We start from the raw sequence: 16,807 nt of genomic DNA on the forward strand, positions 1-16,807 counted from the left end.
CTCACGCCTCACCCAAAGGACGCGGGCGTAGCTCAGGGGTAGAGCATAACCTTGCCAAGGTTAGGGTCGTGAGTTCGAATCTCATCGCCCGCTCCAATTTCCCTCTCAGGGAAAGCCGAACAAGGCGCGGTTTATTCCGCGCCTTTTCGCTTTTTGACCGTACCGAGAAAATTGCACCATTTAGCCCTTGCGCCTCGCGCACTCTGCGGCTACATCCGCCTCACCCAAAGGACGCGGGCGTAGCTCAGGGGTAGAGCATAACCTTGCCAAGGTTAGGGTCGTGAGTTCGAATCTCATCGCCCGCTCCAATTTCCCTCTCAGGGAAAGCCGAACAAGGCGCGGTTTATTCCGCGCCTTTTCGCTTTTTGACCGTACCGAGAAAATTGCACCATTTAGCCCTTGCGCCTCGCGCACTCTGCGGCTACATCCGCCTCACCCAAAGGACGCGGGCGTAGCTCAGGGGTAGAGCATAACCTTGCCAAGGTTAGGGTCGTGAGTTCGAATCTCATCGCCCGCTCCATTTGGATTTCAAAAGAGGCGCAGGTCACCCTGCGCCCTTTTTGTTTTTAGCCCATCAAAGCCTGTGCCAAAGCATTTTGCCGCTCAATCACTCGTGGCAGATCAATCGTCGCGACATGGCCATCGCGCACAACTTGCCGACCTTCGACAAACAAATGTTTCACCCGCGTCGGCCCCGCAAGCAAAAGTGCCGCCGGATCCCAACTGCCCGCTGCTTCGATGCCCGACACATCCCAAATTGCGACATCCGCCCGTTTTCCAACGACAATCTGCCCACAATCGGAACGCCCCAAAACCTGCGCACCGCCCCGCGTGGCAATTTCCAATGCCTCACGCGCGCTCATCGCGTCCGCGCCGCGAGACACGCGTTGTAGCAACATCGCCTGGCGTGCTTCAGACACCAGATTTCCGGCATCATTGCTGGCCGACCCATCCACACCAAGCCCAACAGGTACTCCCGCGTCTCGCATCTGACGCACCGGCGCGATACCGCTGCCAAGCCGACAGTTAGAGCAGGGACAGTGGGCCACTCCGGTTTGGCTGCGCGCAAAAAGGTCGATTTCCTGCCCGTCCAATTTCACGCAATGCGCGTGCCACACATCCTCGCCTGTCCAGCCCAGATCCTCGGCATATTGCCCGGGGCGGCAGCCAAATTTTTCGAGAGAATAGGCAATATCTTCTTCATTCTCCGCAAGGTGCGTGTGCAACATCACCCCTTTGTCCCGCGCCAATGTGGCTGCGTCACGCATCAATTCACGCGAAACAGAAAAGGGCGAACAAGGCGCCACACCGACCCGCACCATTGCGCCTTCGCTGGCATCGTGGTGCGCGTCTATCAGGCGGATTGTGTCGTTTAGAATGGCTGCCTCGTTCTCAACAAGCGAGTCTGGCGGAAGGCCCCCATCGCTTTCGCCAATGCTCATTGACCCACGGGTGGGATGAAACCGCATTCCGATTTCTTTGGCAGCATCAATCGTGTCATCGAGCCGCGCGCCATTGGGATAAAGATACAGGTGATCCGAGGTCATCGTACAGCCCGACAAAGCCAATTCTGCAAGCCCGATCTGTGCCGAAATATTTATCTCCTCGGGGCCAAACCGCGACCAGATTGGATACAGGGTCTGAAGCCAGCCAAACAGCAAGGCATCTTGTCCCCCCGGGACCGCTCGGGTCAGCGTTTGGTACAGATGGTGATGGGTGTTCACCAAGCCGGGGGTGACCACACAGCCCTGAGCCAGCACAATTTCGCCATCGCTATCCAAGTCTGTGCCGATTTCGACAATCTGTCCGCCTCGCAGCCGCACATCCGCTTCAGACAGCTCTCGCCGCGCATCATCCATAGTCAAAACGACACTGGCTGACTTGATAACGGTTTCAGATACTTGCATTAAGCCACACTCCTTTCGCCCCGTTTCGGTGAAGTGTGATCAGGCATCGACAGAAAACGGGCAAAGGACTCGACGCGTTGCCAATTGTAACGCCGCTGCCTGTTGGGTTTCAAGCGTTGCGCAGAATATTCAACGCTGCGGCATGGATTTCGGCATTGGCCGCTGCCAGCACCCGCCCCCCCTCGTGGGCCGGTCCGCCTGTCCAATCTGTGACACGTCCGCCTGCCGCTTCTATCACCGCGATTGGCGCTTGGATGTCGTAAGCATTCAGACCCGCCTCTATAACCAAATCAATCTGCCCGGCAGCCAAAAGTGCATAGGCATAACAATCCATGCCATAGCGGGTCAGCTTGCACTGCTCGGCGACGGCCCGAAACCCTGCGCGCTCCTCTGCGCTACCAACTTCGGGAAAAGTTGTGAAAACAATTGCGTCCTGCAATGCGTCTGTGAATTTGCACTGCAAGGCCTGTGTTCCTGCGGGACCTGTGACCTCGGCCAAGCCAAAACCACCAACAAACCTTTCGCCAATATAGGGTTGATCGACAATCCCAAAGATCGGCCCGTTGGCGTCAGATAGCGCGATCAAAACCCCCCACGTTGGCGTCCCGCTAATAAAGGCGCGCGTCCCATCGATCGGGTCCAGCACCCACGTGAGGCCGCTTTCACCCTCAGTTTTGCCGAACTCTTCTCCAAATATGCCATCTTGAGGTCGCCGCTTTGCCAGCACATCGCGCATCGCCAATTCGGCGGCACGGTCAGCCACTGTCACGGGGTCAAAATCGTGATCCAGTTTGTTTTCAGCGGTGAGGTTTTTTGCGCGAAAATGCGGAAGAATGGCCGCACGGGCCGCTTCGGCCATCTCATTGGCCACAGCAATGATATCGCTGCGATCTTGATCATTCATGTAACTTCCTCCGCAGTGGGCGCCCATCTTTGGGCTACTTCACTGCGGAAAAAGAAACAAGCAGCGTCCTCATGAGGCGAGTGCTCTCAATCAGCGTCTGATTGTGTTCCGGCCTTGGGGCGCTGTCAGGCGACGTCGCTCAAGACGCGCGCCAACTCAAACAGGCGGCGGCGTTGGTTTTCCGGAATTGCGTAATAGCTGCGGATAAGGTCGAGCGCTTCTTTATCGCCCATCAGGTCGGCAGGCACTTTGCTGGCCACGTCGCCTTCTTCCGCTTCCAGCCCTTCAAAGAAGAAGCTGACCGGCACGTCCAGTGCATCGGCAATATCCCAAAGGCGTGAAGCGCTTACGCGATTGGCCCCGGTTTCGTATTTTTGAATCTGCTGAAACTTGATCCCAACCTGCTCAGCAAGTTGCTGCTGGGTCATCCCCGTCAGCCAACGCCGTTGTCGCACTTTTTTGCCAACATGCACGTCCACTGGATGCGTCATTCCGCCTCTCCTTTGCAATCAACTTTTGACTTCGCCCAATCAGTATTCGTCACTCAAAGAGCGTTACTCAGTTACCATTATGAATTCACCGCGCATCCCTTCGCGGTAAGTCAACTTAACAGTTTTTGCCTTGTAATCAAGGTCCATCCTACAAGCTGACGGTTAAGCCCGCGTCAATATGTACAATTCTAAATTGATACTCTCTTTGGATTTTTCGGTGACGTTGTGTCGCGTTAGGCTTGTGAAGACGGTTCTCGCTTTGACAGCGATCACATCGACTGTCTAATCGAGGCAACCAACCGGAGAGAATCTCATGCGCGCATTTCAAGTCACATCCCACGAAACCACGCCAACCATTCAGGACATTCCGACACCTGAACCGGCCAAAGGCGAAATTCGCGTGCGCATTCGCGCCTGCGCATTGAACTTCGGCGATCTCCTGATGATCAAGGGCACCTATCAGGAAACGCCGCCACTGCCCTTTATTCTCGGCATGGAAGTTGCCGGCGAAGTCGACGCGCTTGGGCCCGACACCAAAGGACCGGCTGTAGGGTCCAAGGTGCTGGTGTTTGGCGGCAAAGGTGGGCTTGCGGAATTTGGCTGCTATCGTGCCGAAAGCGCCATTCCTCTACCCGAAAGCATGAGCTTTGAAGAGGCGGCAGCCTTTCCGGTGGCCTATGGCACCAGCCATGTAGCGTTGGATTACCGCGCCCGCTTGAAGGAAGGCGAGAACCTTTTGGTTTTGGGAGCAGCTGGCGGCGTCGGCCTTACGGCGGTCGAAATTGGCAAACTCATGGGCGCCAACGTGATTGCCTGCGCGCGCGGCGCCGAGAAGCTTGAGGTCGCCAAAAAGATGGGTGCAGACCACCTGATCGATGCCGGAAGCGAAGACATCCGCGACGCGGTTAAGGCACTTGGTGGTGCAGATGTGGTTTATGACCCGGTCGGCGGCGAGCAATTCAAAGCAGCCTTCCGCGCCTGCCGTCCCGAGGCACGGCTCTTGCCAATTGGATTTGCGTCCGGTGACATTCCGTCAATCCCCGCCAACCATCTGCTGGTGAAGAATCTCACGGTTATGGGTCTCTACTGGGGTGGCTACATGGCCTTCAAACCGCAGGTGATCCTCAACAGCATGCGCACGTTGTTTGGCTGGCATGCCGAAGGCAAAATCAAGCCCCACATCAGCCACGTGTTGCCGCTGGATCAGGCCGCGGATGCTTATGAATTGCTGCGGTCGCGCAAGTCCACAGGCAAAGTTGTGGTCAGCGTGCCTTGAGTCGACCTGATATGACTGTCGTGGGCTCCTAGCCCACGACTCCAAGCCGCACCGGATGGTCCGGACGCCCACGCATAGGCTGGAAACCCGCTCGGATCAGACCCGCGAGATCCGCAATCACATCGCCCTTACTGGTGTCCGCGCCGTACATGTTGATGTGCTGCTCTCCAAGCTCCGGAAGAGCGCCGCCGTGATCAATCACCTCAAGGTGACGCGGTTCCGTTCCCTCAATCATCGCCCCCAACGCCAAATCGGCCGATATCGTCGCTTCAACAGTTCGGTCGGAATCCGTCAGGATCGCCGATTCCCATTCAATTCCAGCCCGGTCCAACGCCGCAATCGCGCGCGGACGGAACAGGCATTGCCGCCCCGACGCAAAAGGAATGGGCCGCCGCCGCCAACTGGCGCCGCCAGGAGCCCCAACCCAAGCCAGCGGCAACTTGCACAGCAATTCCGCCGATTCGGGGCTTTCAGCTTCGGTCGTCAGGATCAGGTCCATTTCGCCTTTCTGAAACTGCGCCTTAAGTTCCATTGTAAAGGAAGAATGCAGCACCACCTTTACCCGCGGATAGGCTGCGTTGAACTGTTGCAGCACCCGTGGAATGGCCGGATAGACAATATCATGCGGCACCCCCAGCGTGATCGTGCCCTCGAACTCGTCATGTGTCAGACGGCGAATCACTTCGTCGTTCAGGGTCACCATGCGGCGCGCGTAGCCCAGCATTTGCTCGCCCTGAGGCGTCAGGGCAATGCCGCGACCTGACCGGTCCAACAGATCAACGCCAATCAATTCCTCCAGACGCTTGAGCTGCATGCTGACCGCAGATTGCGTCAGATGCAGGAAACCGGCTGCCTTGGTCACTCCGCCAAGATCCGCGACAGCAACAAAACTTCGCAGGGTGGTGACATCCAAATTCCGCATTGCATCAATCCTTGTGATGTATCTCTTCATTAACATTCGTTTCACAAATAGATCATAGGATGACATACACATCAAGCAACTTGATGATAAATCGAAATTCAATCAATTTTTGAAAGGAGCGAACATGACCACCTATAGCATCACAGGCCACAACCCTAGCCTTCGCACAAAAGGCTTCAAACAGCTTTTCAACTGGTTCCTCGTCTCCCGTCAGCGCAATCGACTTGCCCGTTTGGATGACCGGGCGCTTGACGATATGGGCCTGACCCGCGCTGATGTCGCTCATGAATTGAAGCGCCCCGTTTGGGACGTGCCATGCCATTGGCGCGGCTAAGTCATCACAGCTGTTAACGAAGTTGGCGGCGATTCGCTGCTTTTTTCAACGATTACCCCGCGGGTTATCCTTGAAATTTGGCCCAACCTGCACGATATTTCTTGAAACGGCCGTCGAGGGAACTCGGCGGCCTAACAGAATTATTATCGGAGGCTTACATGGCTGAATTTGACACAATCCGGAGCGCTGCTGGCACGCAGACCGCCCAGATTGACGAGGGCCTGCGCGCCCACATGAGCAAAGTTTACGGCACAATGTCCGTAGGCATGTTGATCACCTTTGCAGCAGCTTGGGCGATTTCGAACCTCGCGGTTACCGCCGATCCTTCGGGCGCTGTTGCTCAACTGAGCGCGGACAAATACCTGACCTCACTCGGCTACGCGATCTATGGCTCGCCTCTTAAATGGGTGATCATGTTCGCCCCGCTGCTGTTTGTTTTTGGCCTAAGCGCCGCAATCAACCGTATGTCGGCCGCGACAGCTCAGCTTGTGTTCTATGTCTTCGCTGCTGTTATGGGCCTGTCGATCAGCTCAATCTTCCTGGTTTTCACCGGTGAATCCATCATTCAGGTCTTCTTGGTTACCGCGATCGCGTTCGCTGGTTTGTCGCTCTATGGCTACACCACAAAACGCGATCTGGGCCCAATGGGTACGTTCCTGATTATGGGCCTGATTGGTCTGATCATTGCCTCAGTCGTCAATATCTTCCTGGCCTCGTCGGCCATGACCTTTGCGATTTCGGTAATTGGTGTGCTGATCTTTGCTGGTCTGACCGCCTATGACACGCAGAAAATCAAGAATACCTACCTTGCACACGCCCACAGCGGCGACAGTGAGTGGCTGGGCAAAGCGGCCATCATGGGTGCGCTGAGCCTGTATCTGGACTTTATCAACATGTTCATGATGCTGTTGCAGCTGTTTGGCAACCGCGAGTAAGCAAACGCTTTTTGAATGCAAAAGGGCCGGTCATTGCGACCGGCCTTTTTTTTGCTGCGACCTGATTACTCGGCAAGCGCCATCTGCATTTGCACCGCTGGAAAATGCACTCCCGGTGCAAGGCTTAGTTCAACTTCACCCCGCTCCGCAAACCCCATTTCGCGATAGAAACTCCGCGCTGTGTACGTGCTCATGCAACTTAGCCGTTTGATGCCATAAGCCTCAGCAGAGGCGAGGATCACGTCCACCAGCGCCTTGGCCACCCCACGACGGACCCAGTCAGCCCGAGTCGCCACGTGGCGCACATGCGCTTGCCGCGCCGCGCCAGCGCCGCGTACCGAGCTGAAATCAGTCCACCCGCCGGCGCCAACGACCTCATCTGTTGCAACACATTCAGCCAGAAAATAGGTCCCGCTGGTCAACAGCGCGGGCTGCGCGCGTGTGATCAGCGGCAGCGCAGCATCAAGCGTCTCGCTGTCGTAATCCTTCGGCAACAATTCAGGGTAGGAACGTTCAAACAAACCATCAACGGCCTCACGGTCGTCAATACGAGCGGGTCTGATAAAGAATGGAAAAGTCATAATCTGCGTCCTGTTGGTCTTTTTTGTCAGGGCGCGGCATCTTCAAAAGCAAAAAGCCGCGCCTTGGTCTGGCGCGGCTTTTGCAATGTCTCGGAGGGAGGATCTTACTTGATCTTGCCTTCCTTGTACTCGACATGCTTGCGCACCACCGGATCGTACTTACGTACGACCATCTTTTCGGTCATCGTGCGCGCATTCTTCTTGGTCACGTAGAAATGGCCCGTGCCCGCGGTCGAGTTCAGACGGATCTTGATTGTCGTCGGCTTCGCCATTTGTCTTCTCCTGCGCCAGGGCGCATACGCCCCGTGAAAATCTATGAAGGTGCCTTTTACTGATGCACCAGCCCGAGTCAATGGGATTCCCCCAAGAAACTTTTGGGGAGCCCAGATTTGTGCGGATCGGCGCCATTGCAGCCGCCCTCAAAGCCGTTAGTCTCTTACAACCACCACCAAGGGGACGACAACACCGTATGATCTGGTTCTGGATCGCCACCTCCGTGCCTGTTGCTTTGCTAAGCCTCGCCGCCTTCTCGGGTGCGGGATGGTCGCTGGCGGCCTTTCTTTACATGGCGGTCTTTGTGCACATCATGGATCGTCTCGTACATGGTGCTGTGGCCAAATGCGGCACGGACGGCGAATTTCCCAGCGGCGCGCATTTGTCGATTCTTCTGGGCCTTACGCATCTGGCGCTGATCGGTTTCGCGGTGGCTGCTGTTTCCGGCGCAACCGGCCTTAGCTGGGGCGCACGCTTCCTGTGTTTCCTCGCCTTTGGCCTTTTCTTCGGACAGGTCAGCAATGCCAACGCCCATGAGCTGATTCACAAGGGCGCACGATTTCCGCGCCGTCTCGGGACGCTGGTCTACATTACCCTACTGTTTGGCCACCACGCCTCAGCCCACCCCAAAGTGCACCACGTTTGGGTCGCCACGCCAAATGATCCAAACACTCCCCTACCAGGCGAAAGCTTCTATCGCTTCTGGCCGCGGGCATGGGTTGGGTCTTTTCGCAAAGGCCTGAGCGTCGAAAATGCCATGCGCAATCGCAAAACCCCGCATCCCCCAAAGTGGACGCATCCCTATGTCGCTTATGTTGGCGGCGCGGTGATTTGCCTAATACTCAGCGGCCTTGTCTTTGGCTGGGCCGGTTTATTGGCCTATGTCATGGTCGCGGGCTACGCACAAATGCAGCATTTGGTTTCGGATTATGTGCAGCACTACGGACTGTCCCGCAAACTGCTGAGCGCCGGAAAATATGAACCCGTCGGCCCCGAACACAGCTGGAATGCGCCTCAGTTCTATTCTTCGGCGCTCATGCTCAACGCGCCGCGCCATTCCGACCATCACCTGAACCCGACCCGCGACTATCCATCATTGCGGCTAAACGAAACGGTGATGCCGATCCTGCCGAGGTCGCTGCCGTTGATGGGTACACTCGCGCTTTGGCCACGCTTTTGGCGTCGCGTTATGGACCCCCGAGTCCAAAGACTGCAAGCCTCAGCAGATTGAGTCTGGATCGAAACGCGTTCCGGTGGCAGCATCCCCCTATGAAACGCATTCTTGTCGCCGCCCTCTTGCTTGCCTCACCGGCCTTCTCGCAATCCGCTATGACAGCTGCGGAGTTCGAAGCCTATGTCTCTGGCAAAACCTTGTTCTTTGCCGCCGAAGGCTCCCGCTATGGGGTCGAAGAGTATTTGCCGGACCGCCGCGTGCGCTGGTCTTTTCTGGATGGCAAATGCAAGGAAGGTCTCTGGTATGAGGAGGCGGGTCAGATCTGCTTTATCTACGAGGACAACCCATCCCCGCAGTGCTGGACTTTCTTTGAACGAAACACAGGTCTTTCGGCGCGCTTTGAAAACGAACCGGACGGCACCGTGCTTTATGAAATCGAAGACACGGGCGAAGACATGCTCTGTCTCGGGCCCGAAGTCGGCGTCTAAAACAGGGTACCCTGCTCAGGCGCATCCGGCTTCTTGGGCTTAGGCTTTGGTTTCGGCTTGGGTGTTACTGCTGCAGCCTCCACAACGGGTGCCACAACCGCATCCTGCCCAACCTTAAGCCGCCCATCAACAAACTCGATTTCGATTTCACTGGCGCCGCCTGCTTGTACCGCAGTCCTCACGAGATCGCCGTCACCACGCACGACCGCATAACCACGCTCCAGCGTCGCCCGATAGCTCAAAGTCTCGCGCATCCGGTCTGTTGCCGCCAGACGGTCCCCAAGTTTTTGAACCTGCCGCGTGCCCGCATCCGCCATACGGCGGCTCATGTCGGCTACTTTTTCCTTGCGACGCTCAATGTCGCGCGACAACCCCACCGGAGTCAGTCGATCGGCACGGCGTCCCAACGCCTCCCGCCGCGTCTCGATCATGCGCATCAGTGTGCTTGCCCGCAATGTGCCGCCTTTTTCAGACAAAACCACGCGACGGCTTTGCACCCCGGCTTGCAACGCCCGGGGCAGCGCGTCTCCGGCTCCATCCAATCTCTGACGTGGTGTCTGCAACAGCGCGTCCGCACGCGGCATCGCCCGCGACAGGTCGCGCAAACGCTGATCTCGCAGACTGAGCGCCTGTCCAAGACTGCGCGTCATCCGCGCGCCTTGCTCCTCGACCCATCCGGCGATTTCCAACCGCACCGGAACCGCCAGTTCCGCCGCCGCAGTGGGCGTGGGCGCGCGTTTATCTGAGACAAAATCAATCAGCGTTGTATCAGTCTCGTGGCCAACCGCCGAAATCAACGGGATGTCGGAGGCCGCCGCAGCGCGCGCCACGATCTCCTCGTTGAACCCCCAAAGGTCCTCGATCGAACCGCCACCGCGCGCCACAATGATCAAATCAGGCCGCGGCATCCCGCCGCCCGGTGTCATCTTGTTAAAGCCTGCAATCGCATTCGCCACTTGCGGTGCGCATTGCTCCCCCTGAACAGCCACTGGCCAGATCATCACCTTGCGCGGGAACCGATCCCGCAATCGGTGCAGTATGTCGCGGATCACCGCCCCGCTGGGCGAGGTAACAACTCCGATGATTTCCGGCAGATACGGCAACGGCCGCTTGCGCCCCAGCTCAAACAGCCCCTCGGCCTGCAACATCGCCTTGCGCTTTTCCAGCATCGCCATCAGGGCGCCAACACCGGCAGGTTTCAGGTCTTCGACCACCAACTGATATTTGGATTGCCCCGGAAAGGTCGTCAGCCGCCCTGTGGCGACAACTTCCATGCCCTCTTCGGGTCGCGTTGCGACGCGTGCCGCGACACCTTTCCACATCACTGCGGCGATGACCGAGCGGTCATCTTTCAGATCAAGGTAAACATGCCCCGATCGCGGAAAAGACACCCGCCCGATCTCTCCCTTGATGCGCACATGAGAAAACTCGCCCTCGATCATGCGTTTGATCGCACCTGACAGCTCGGAAACACTGAATTCCGGGGCGTTTTCGCCCTCAATCGGGTCGTCGATAAGGTCAGACATCTCGGCTCGCTTGTAAGAAGGCTCACCACAGCTTAGAACGCCCGCAACCGAAGGCCAAGCGGAAGGCGACACCTATGAACATCCTCATCCTCGGCAGCGGCGGGCGCGAACACAGCCTCGCATGGGCGGTGATGCAAAACCCAAAGTGCGACAAGCTGATTGTGGCGCCCGGTAATGCAGGTATTGCCCAGATCGCGGATTGCGCGTCCTTTGACATCGACGATGGTGGTGAGGTTGTCAATTTTGTCGCTGCCAACGCCATCGATTTTGTAATTATTGGCCCCGAAGCCCCGCTGGCCAACGGTGTTGCGGACCGCCTGCGCGAAGCCGGCGTGCTGGTATTTGGCCCCTCTAAAGCAGCGGCGCGACTGGAGGCATCCAAAAGCTTCACCAAAGAAATTTGCGACGCCGCGAACGCGCCCACCGCCGGCTATGGCCATTTCTTAAACGCCGAGGCCGCCAAAGCCCATATCCGCAAGGAAGGCGCTCCGATTGTGGTGAAAGCCGACGGTCTGGCGGCGGGCAAAGGCGTGATTGTCGCGATGGACGAGCAGACCGCGCTGGACGCCGTTGATGACATGTTCGGCGGCGCCTTTGGTGGCGCTGGCGCCGAAGTGGTGATCGAAGAATTCATGGAAGGCGAAGAAGCCTCCTTCTTTATTCTTTGTGACGGCAAAACCGCACTTCCGATTGGCACCGCACAAGACCACAAACGCGTCGGCGAAGGCGACACCGGCCCCAACACCGGCGGCATGGGCGCCTATTCTCCGGCACCGGTTCTGACCGATGAAATCGCGCAAAAAGCGCTGGATGAGATTGTGCAGCCGACGATCGACGAAATGGCCAAACGTGGCACACCGTATCAGGGTGTTCTTTATGTTGGCTTGATGATCAAGGACGGGCAGCCTCGTCTTGTGGAGTACAACGTGCGTTTTGGCGATCCTGAGTGCCAGGTCCTGATGATGCGCCTTGGCGCGCAGGCGTTTGATTTGATGCATGCCGCCGCCGAAGAACGCCTGCATGAAACACAGGTTAACTGGGCAGATGATCACGCGATCACCGTTGTGATGGCGGCGAATGGCTACCCCGGATCCTATGAAAAGGGGTCTGTGATTGGTGGCTTGGACGCGCTGACGGAAGACAGCAAAAACATGGTCTTCCATGCCGGCACAACCGCCAAGGACGGCGCGATCACCGCCACAGGTGGCCGGGTTCTGAATGTCACAGCACGCGGCGATAGCCTGCAAGAAGCCCGCGACCGTGCCTATGCGATGATCGCCCAGGTCGACTGGACCGAAGGGTTTTACCGCGCGGACATCGGCTGGCGCGCGCTCTGACATAGGGTATTTCTGCGGGCGTTGCACGGACGTCGCCCGCACCCTATTCTCCGCCACAAGACGGGGGAGACGTCATGACCAAATCAGTAGATCAAGCCTATGCGGACGGCGATTTCGTCGAGCTGGCGTTTTCCTTTGCGCCGGTGGGCATCGTTGTGACGGAAAACCGTGTGATCCGCGATTGCAATGACACTTTCGCTGACATGTTCCGCTACGAACGTGCCACGCTCAAAGACAGCACCTTTGCCACGCTTTATCCCACACAGGAAGAATTCGCCAACATCCGAAATCGCGGCGTGCAGGAGCTGCGCGAAAGCAACTTTTATTGGGACGAGCGCGTCATGATGCGACGTGGCGGCGAGATGTTCTGGTGCCGCGTCCGCGGGCATACGTTTACGCCGGACGAGCCGCTGCAACGCGCAGTTTGGAGCTTTGCCGACATTTCCGACACCCGCCCTTACCAACCGCTCACCCGTCGCGAACGCGAAGTGTTTTCGCTTTTGGCTGAAGGTCTCACGTCCAAGGAAATCGCGCTAAAGCTCGAGATGAGCAATCGCACCGTTGAGGTGCATCGCGGCAAACTGCTTAAGAAGTTTGGCGTCAGCAACACGGCAAGTCTGTTTCAGTCGCTTGGCGCCATCGGCACGCGCCACATCTATTCTGCCAGCGACGGCACCGTCCGATAGGGACGCCGAGGGGCCAGCCCCTCGGCCACTGCTGTGCAGTGTCTATACCCCGGGATATTTCTGGCAAAAGGAATTCAGTTGGACCCGCAATTCAGCGCGGCTTGCAACGCGTTTTGGCCGGTGAAGCCACCAAGCGGCTCGGTCATTAGACGTTTGCCGTCAAATCGCGTCGCCATGACCTTTTGCCAGTTGGCGTCTACCGTGATCATTTCGGACCCGGTGCCGCAGTCTCGTATTCCGCCGGAAATGAAATCCTCGCCGATGCGATGATTGGTCAGCCCTTTTTGGTTGGCGACCTCCGTGAGCTTGCCGCTCTTAAAGCGCCAAACACGCAGTGTTTTGGCCAAATGCGGCCTGTCGATGTAAGCGATCTCAATGTGGCCATCACCATCCAGATCAGCGGCACCAATGGGCGCCAGCCAACGGTTCTTGCGACCTATATAAGGTGTTGTGGCGAGAAGTTTCAGGTCAGATACTTCGCCGCGACCTTCGAACCCATAAACAGCAATCTGAGCACCCTTGTTGATGTGGCTGCGAACTGTAACAATCTCGAGCACCCCATCGCGGTCAAGGTCAACAAGTCGCGGGGCTACGTCCTCAAAAACGTGGCTGGTATCTAAAGTAATTTCGCTGTCACAAAAACCGGCATTTGGCCCCTCAACAAGAAGTGTCTCCGGCTCCAGCGCATCTCCCAGAACCCCATGGCTGTAGCGCCGTGTAAGGTTGGCATAGGCCGCGTGCGTCTGTCTCTGCTGCACCATGGATGCCGGAATGGCGCCTGTGCGTTTGAAAAGATCAATCTCACAAGCCAATACGCCAGAACCGCCAGCCAGCAACACCGACGCCGCCAGCCACGCGCGACGGACAAAACCGCGCATCAGGCGCAACGTTTGATGCCGCGCCCTGCCAATCATCAGATTTGCTTCTCAGGCATTTTCACGACCAAACCGTCCATGGCGTCTGTCACCTTGATCTGGCAAGTCAGGCGCGACGTGGCTGGGTCCGGCTGATACGCAAAGTCCAGCATATCCTCTTCCATGTCGTCCTTTGCCGGGATCTTGTCTGCCCAAGCCGGATCCACATAAACGTGGCAGGTTGAGCAAGCGCAAGCGCCGCCGCAATCGGCTTCGATGCCGGGAATGTTGTTGTCGCGCGCGCCTTCCATCACGGTCAGGCCGTTTGCGACCTCCACCACGTGTTCGGTTCCGTTGTGCTCGACATAGGTTATCTTGGCCATGCCTGGAGGCTCCTTCTCGTGCAGTGCGTTGCTCCTAGTTAGTCAAGCGATCCGCCTCCCGCCACCCCCTTTTGCGACGCAAGGCCTGTCCCCTTGCGACAAAGTTCATTTGTTCTATATTTGTTCCATGACCAAGGCGATCACATCTGCGTGGCCCAGGCCGCCTGCGGCTTTGGCGGCCTCCCGATTGGGCGAACCGCCCAACGGCGCCCGTGTGACCGTTGCGGGGTTGGTGATTCTCCGTCAGCGCCCCGGCACAGCCAAGGGCGTGATTTTCATCACGCTCGAGGATGAGACGGGCGTGGTGAATGTCATCGTCTGGCGAAAGCTATATGATGCCTTCCGCCGCGCGGTGATTGCCGGACGCCTGCTGCGTGTCACCGGCCGCATCCAGCGCGAAAACAACGTCACTCACCTGATTGCCGAACGGGTCGACGATATTTCCCCCATGCTGGACAGCCTGCTGGTGCCACAAGACAGCTGAGGCTTTTGACCGCGCCCAAAACACGCTACAAGGAAAACAAGAAAAACACGCCTTGAGCGCGAGGCACGAGCATGACACGCCTGATCGCCCCATTTGTGGCACTCGCCCTGCTGGCCACAGCAGGCTGCGAGGAGACGATCTCGGACCCGCCATATCTGGCGGCTTGGTCCGAGCCCGAGATCGTGCGCGCAGAGGACCCGAGAGCGCCGCCCAATGCCCGTCCCGGAAGCTGCTGGGGTCGCGACGTGACGCCGGCTGTTTTGGAAACCGTAACAGAACAGATCATGGTGCAACCGCCCGAGGTCCTAGCGGACGGAACCGTCATCAGCCCGGGCATTTTCCGTACGGAACAACAGCAACGCATCGTCAAGGAACGCCGCGAAACCTGGTTCGAAACGCCTTGCCCGCACATTTGGACAGAGGAGTTCACCGCCTCAGTTCAACGCGCGCTCAAGGTACGTGGATTGTTTTTTGGAACAGTTACGGGCATCCACGACACCCGCACCCGCGCGGCCATCCGGCGGTATCAAAAAGCGGGTGGTCTTGATAGCGTGATATTGTCGTTGGAAAGCGCGCGACGCCTTGGCCTCGTCGCGGTGGAGCGCGAAGAATAGCGCTCCCCATCGGGAAAAGAAAAAGGGCGCAACCGGCGCCCTTGATCAATCTCAAAATCGCTCACGCAATCAGTCTACGATAGACAGCGCCACAAAACGGGGCTCACCAGCACGACGTACCAGTAGCAACACGGATTTCCGTCCAGCCTCTCGCACCTCGTCAATGCGGGCCTCAAAGTCACCCACGGACCGAAGTTTTTGATGGCTGGCTTCTGTCAGAACATCGCCCGCGCGCAAGCCTTTTTCATAGGCTTTGGAGCTCTCGTCGACGCTTTTGACCACAAGCCCCTCCAGGTCATCAGATCCGCCCAACTCCTCGCGCAACGCGTCATTCAGAGGCGTCACGGTGAGACCAAGCAGTTCTTTTTCGACGGGTTCGTCCTCAACCTCCGGGACCGGCTGGCTGGCGGGTACCGCGCCTTCTGCTTCCTCACGACGACCAAGGGTGACCTGCAAGGTCACTTCTTCACCGCCACGCAGCACAATCACATCAACCGCTTTGCCAACTGTGGTGTTGCCCACGCGACGCACCAGCGCACGCACATCCGCGACACTGGCGCCATCAAACGTCATGATAACGTCTCCGGCCTGCATTCCTGCATCCATCGCTGGGCCTTCCGGCACATCCGTGACCATAGCGCCAGATGCCGTTTCCAGCCCGTCAACCGCTTCGACCATGTCCTCGGTTACGTTTTGAATGCGTACACCCAGCCAGCCACGACGGGTTTCACCGTATTCCTGCAACTGCGCGACCACCCGTGTCACCACGTTTGACGCCATCGAAAAGCCGATACCGATGGAGCCGCCATTTGGCGACAGAATCGCGGTGTTCACACCAATCACGTCGCCATTCATATTGAACAACGGCCCACCTGAGTTGCCGCGGTTGATCGCAGCGTCGGTCTGAATGTAGTCGTCATAGCTGCCCGAAAGCGCCCTATTGCGTGCCGACACGATACCGGAGGAGACCGAAAAACCCTGCCCGAGCGGGTTGCCCATCGCCAGAACCCAATCGCCAACCCGTGCGGTGTCACTGTCACCAAATTCAACGAACTTCAGCGGCTCATCGCTTTCGACCTTCAGCAACGCAATATCCGTGTTGGGATCGGTGCCGATCACTTTGGCAGGCAATTCATCGCCTTCAAAAAATTCAATCAGGATCTCGTCCGCGCCCTCGATCACGTGGTTATTTGTCACCACATACCCGTCCGCTGAAATCACAAAGCCCGATCCCAAGGCAGAGGTGCGCCGCGGGCGGTCGCTGTTGCCTTGACGGTCTTGGAATTCACGGAAGAAATCCTCAAACGGCGATCCTTCGGGCACAATGCCTTGCGGGCCTGTGCGGCCTTCGACCACCGTAGAGGTCGTGATGTTGACCACGGACGGGCTGATCTGCTCGGCCAGATCGGCAAAGCTGTCCGGGCGCGCTTGCGCCGCCAAAGTTTGAAACAGCACCGCAGCAGTCGCCAAAACGGCCACCATCATCGCGCGCAGCGCTGCGCCTTGTGCCATTTGCATGGGAAATGCCTTCGAAATCACGTTGGATCTCCTTGTTATTAGAAACCTGAGGATGGGGCTGCCCCCAAACCGTTGGTGCAAAGAATGGGGCTTTGGTTTGGTAAGTGCAACAGGCGCCAC

19 protein-coding genes and 3 tRNA genes are annotated in these 16,807 nt (G+C 57.7%); 12 read left to right on the forward strand and 10 right to left on the reverse strand.

Going from position 1 to position 16,807, the window contains the following annotated elements:
* Positions 1–21: 21 nt before the first annotated feature.
* The 3 genes from PG871_RS16480 (at position 22) to PG871_RS16490 (ending at position 520) form a co-directional block, all read left to right on the forward strand.
* A tRNA-Gly gene (locus PG871_RS16480) sits at positions 22–96 on the forward strand.
* Between the two features lie 137 nt (positions 97–233).
* A tRNA-Gly gene (locus PG871_RS16485) sits at positions 234–308 on the forward strand.
* Positions 309–445: 137 nt separating this feature from the next.
* Positions 446–520 (forward strand) — tRNA-Gly (locus PG871_RS16490).
* A gap of 46 nt (positions 521–566) precedes the next feature.
* On the opposite strand, the gene PG871_RS16495 is transcribed toward PG871_RS16490, so the two are convergent.
* From PG871_RS16495 to PG871_RS16505, 3 genes are all read right to left on the reverse strand, one after another.
* Complete coding sequence (locus PG871_RS16495; protein ID WP_270731187.1) at positions 567–1,907, reverse strand: 8-oxoguanine deaminase; 1,341 nt, start codon at positions 1,905–1,907, stop codon at positions 567–569.
* Positions 1,908–2,016: 109 nt separating this feature from the next.
* On the reverse strand, positions 2,017–2,811 hold the full coding sequence (gene hisN / locus PG871_RS16500; protein WP_270731188.1) for a histidinol-phosphatase: 795 nt from the start codon (positions 2,809–2,811) through the stop codon (positions 2,017–2,019).
* Positions 2,812–2,936: 125 nt separating this feature from the next.
* On the reverse strand, positions 2,937–3,302 hold the full coding sequence (locus PG871_RS16505; protein ID WP_270731190.1) for a helix-turn-helix domain-containing protein: 366 nt from the start codon (positions 3,300–3,302) through the stop codon (positions 2,937–2,939).
* Positions 3,303–3,615: 313 nt separating this feature from the next.
* Here PG871_RS16505 and PG871_RS16510 point away from each other — a divergent pair, with 313 nt between their 5' ends.
* A complete protein-coding gene (locus PG871_RS16510; protein ID WP_270731191.1) occupies positions 3,616–4,578 on the forward strand; it encodes an NADPH:quinone oxidoreductase family protein in 963 nt (320 codons plus the stop codon).
* Positions 4,579–4,606: 28 nt separating this feature from the next.
* On the opposite strand, the gene PG871_RS16515 is transcribed toward PG871_RS16510, so the two are convergent.
* Positions 4,607–5,500 (reverse strand): LysR family transcriptional regulator, encoded by an 894-nt coding sequence (locus PG871_RS16515; protein WP_270731192.1) that lies wholly within the window; start codon positions 5,498–5,500, stop codon positions 4,607–4,609.
* Positions 5,501–5,732: 232 nt separating this feature from the next.
* Between PG871_RS16515 and PG871_RS16520 the strand changes: the two genes are divergently transcribed.
* Positions 5,733–5,834 carry a DUF1127 domain-containing protein gene (locus PG871_RS16520; RefSeq protein WP_270732724.1) on the forward strand — a complete coding sequence of 34 codons (102 nt, stop codon included), beginning with the start codon at positions 5,733–5,735 and terminating at the stop codon, positions 5,832–5,834.
* A 158-nt stretch (positions 5,835–5,992) separates the two neighbouring features.
* Positions 5,993–6,769 carry a Bax inhibitor-1/YccA family protein gene (locus PG871_RS16525; protein ID WP_270731194.1) on the forward strand — a complete coding sequence of 259 codons (777 nt, stop codon included), beginning with the start codon at positions 5,993–5,995 and terminating at the stop codon, positions 6,767–6,769.
* A gap of 65 nt (positions 6,770–6,834) precedes the next feature.
* Here PG871_RS16525 and PG871_RS16530 read toward each other — a convergent pair whose 3' ends face one another.
* Together PG871_RS16530 and rpmG are read right to left on the reverse strand one after the other, a co-directional pair.
* The gene (locus PG871_RS16530; RefSeq protein ID WP_270731196.1) at positions 6,835–7,350 is read right to left on the reverse strand and encodes a GNAT family N-acetyltransferase; all 516 of its coding nucleotides are present in this window, start codon (positions 7,348–7,350) and stop codon (positions 6,835–6,837) included.
* 104 nt (positions 7,351–7,454) lie between these two features.
* Positions 7,455–7,622 carry a 50S ribosomal protein L33 gene (rpmG, locus tag PG871_RS16535; RefSeq protein WP_007814563.1) on the reverse strand — a complete coding sequence of 56 codons (168 nt, stop codon included), beginning with the start codon at positions 7,620–7,622 and terminating at the stop codon, positions 7,455–7,457.
* A 197-nt stretch (positions 7,623–7,819) separates the two neighbouring features.
* Between rpmG and PG871_RS16540 the strand changes: the two genes are divergently transcribed.
* Both PG871_RS16540 and PG871_RS16545 read left to right on the forward strand, forming a co-directional pair.
* Entirely contained in the window at positions 7,820–8,854 is a 1,035-nt protein-coding gene (locus PG871_RS16540; RefSeq protein ID WP_270731272.1) for an alkane 1-monooxygenase, read from the forward strand.
* A gap of 38 nt (positions 8,855–8,892) precedes the next feature.
* Positions 8,893–9,285 (forward strand): hypothetical protein, encoded by a 393-nt coding sequence (locus PG871_RS16545; protein ID WP_270731273.1) that lies wholly within the window; start codon positions 8,893–8,895, stop codon positions 9,283–9,285.
* Here PG871_RS16545 and xseA read toward each other — a convergent pair.
* Positions 9,282–10,811, reverse strand: coding sequence for an exodeoxyribonuclease VII large subunit (gene xseA / locus PG871_RS16550; protein WP_270731274.1), 1,530 nt, complete (start codon positions 10,809–10,811; stop codon positions 9,282–9,284). The two genes, PG871_RS16545 and xseA, sit on opposite strands and share 4 nt — an antisense overlap.
* A gap of 74 nt (positions 10,812–10,885) precedes the next feature.
* Here xseA and purD point away from each other — a divergent pair, with 74 nt between their 5' ends.
* On the forward strand, positions 10,886–12,148 hold the full coding sequence (gene purD, locus PG871_RS16555) for a phosphoribosylamine--glycine ligase (RefSeq protein WP_270731275.1): 1,263 nt from the start codon (positions 10,886–10,888) through the stop codon (positions 12,146–12,148).
* Between the two features lie 74 nt (positions 12,149–12,222).
* Positions 12,223–12,834, forward strand: coding sequence for a LuxR C-terminal-related transcriptional regulator (locus PG871_RS16560; protein WP_270731277.1), 612 nt, complete (start codon positions 12,223–12,225; stop codon positions 12,832–12,834).
* 74 nt (positions 12,835–12,908) lie between these two features.
* On the opposite strand, the gene PG871_RS16565 is transcribed toward PG871_RS16560, so the two are convergent.
* Positions 12,909–13,712, reverse strand: coding sequence for an FG-GAP repeat domain-containing protein (locus PG871_RS16565; RefSeq protein ID WP_270731279.1), 804 nt, complete (start codon positions 13,710–13,712; stop codon positions 12,909–12,911).
* A gap of 35 nt (positions 13,713–13,747) precedes the next feature.
* Entirely contained in the window at positions 13,748–14,071 is a 324-nt protein-coding gene (locus tag PG871_RS16570; protein WP_270731281.1) for a 2Fe-2S iron-sulfur cluster-binding protein, read from the reverse strand.
* Between the two features lie 127 nt (positions 14,072–14,198).
* Between PG871_RS16570 and PG871_RS16575 the strand changes: the two genes are divergently transcribed.
* Both PG871_RS16575 and PG871_RS16580 read left to right on the forward strand, forming a co-directional pair.
* Complete coding sequence (locus PG871_RS16575; protein WP_270731283.1) at positions 14,199–14,555, forward strand: OB-fold nucleic acid binding domain-containing protein; 357 nt, start codon at positions 14,199–14,201, stop codon at positions 14,553–14,555.
* 71 nt (positions 14,556–14,626) lie between these two features.
* The gene (locus PG871_RS16580) at positions 14,627–15,169 is read left to right on the forward strand and encodes a peptidoglycan-binding domain-containing protein (protein ID WP_270731285.1); all 543 of its coding nucleotides are present in this window, start codon (positions 14,627–14,629) and stop codon (positions 15,167–15,169) included.
* Positions 15,170–15,238: 69 nt separating this feature from the next.
* Here the strand turns inward: PG871_RS16580 and PG871_RS16585 are convergent, their stop codons facing one another.
* On the reverse strand, positions 15,239–16,681 hold the full coding sequence (locus PG871_RS16585; protein WP_270732727.1) for a Do family serine endopeptidase: 1,443 nt from the start codon (positions 16,679–16,681) through the stop codon (positions 15,239–15,241).
* Between the last annotated feature and the right edge of the window lie 126 nt (positions 16,682–16,807).

This window comes from Shimia sp. Alg240-R146, assembly GCF_947331465.1.
In the GTDB taxonomy this organism is placed as follows: Bacteria; Pseudomonadota; Alphaproteobacteria; order Rhodobacterales; family Rhodobacteraceae; genus Shimia.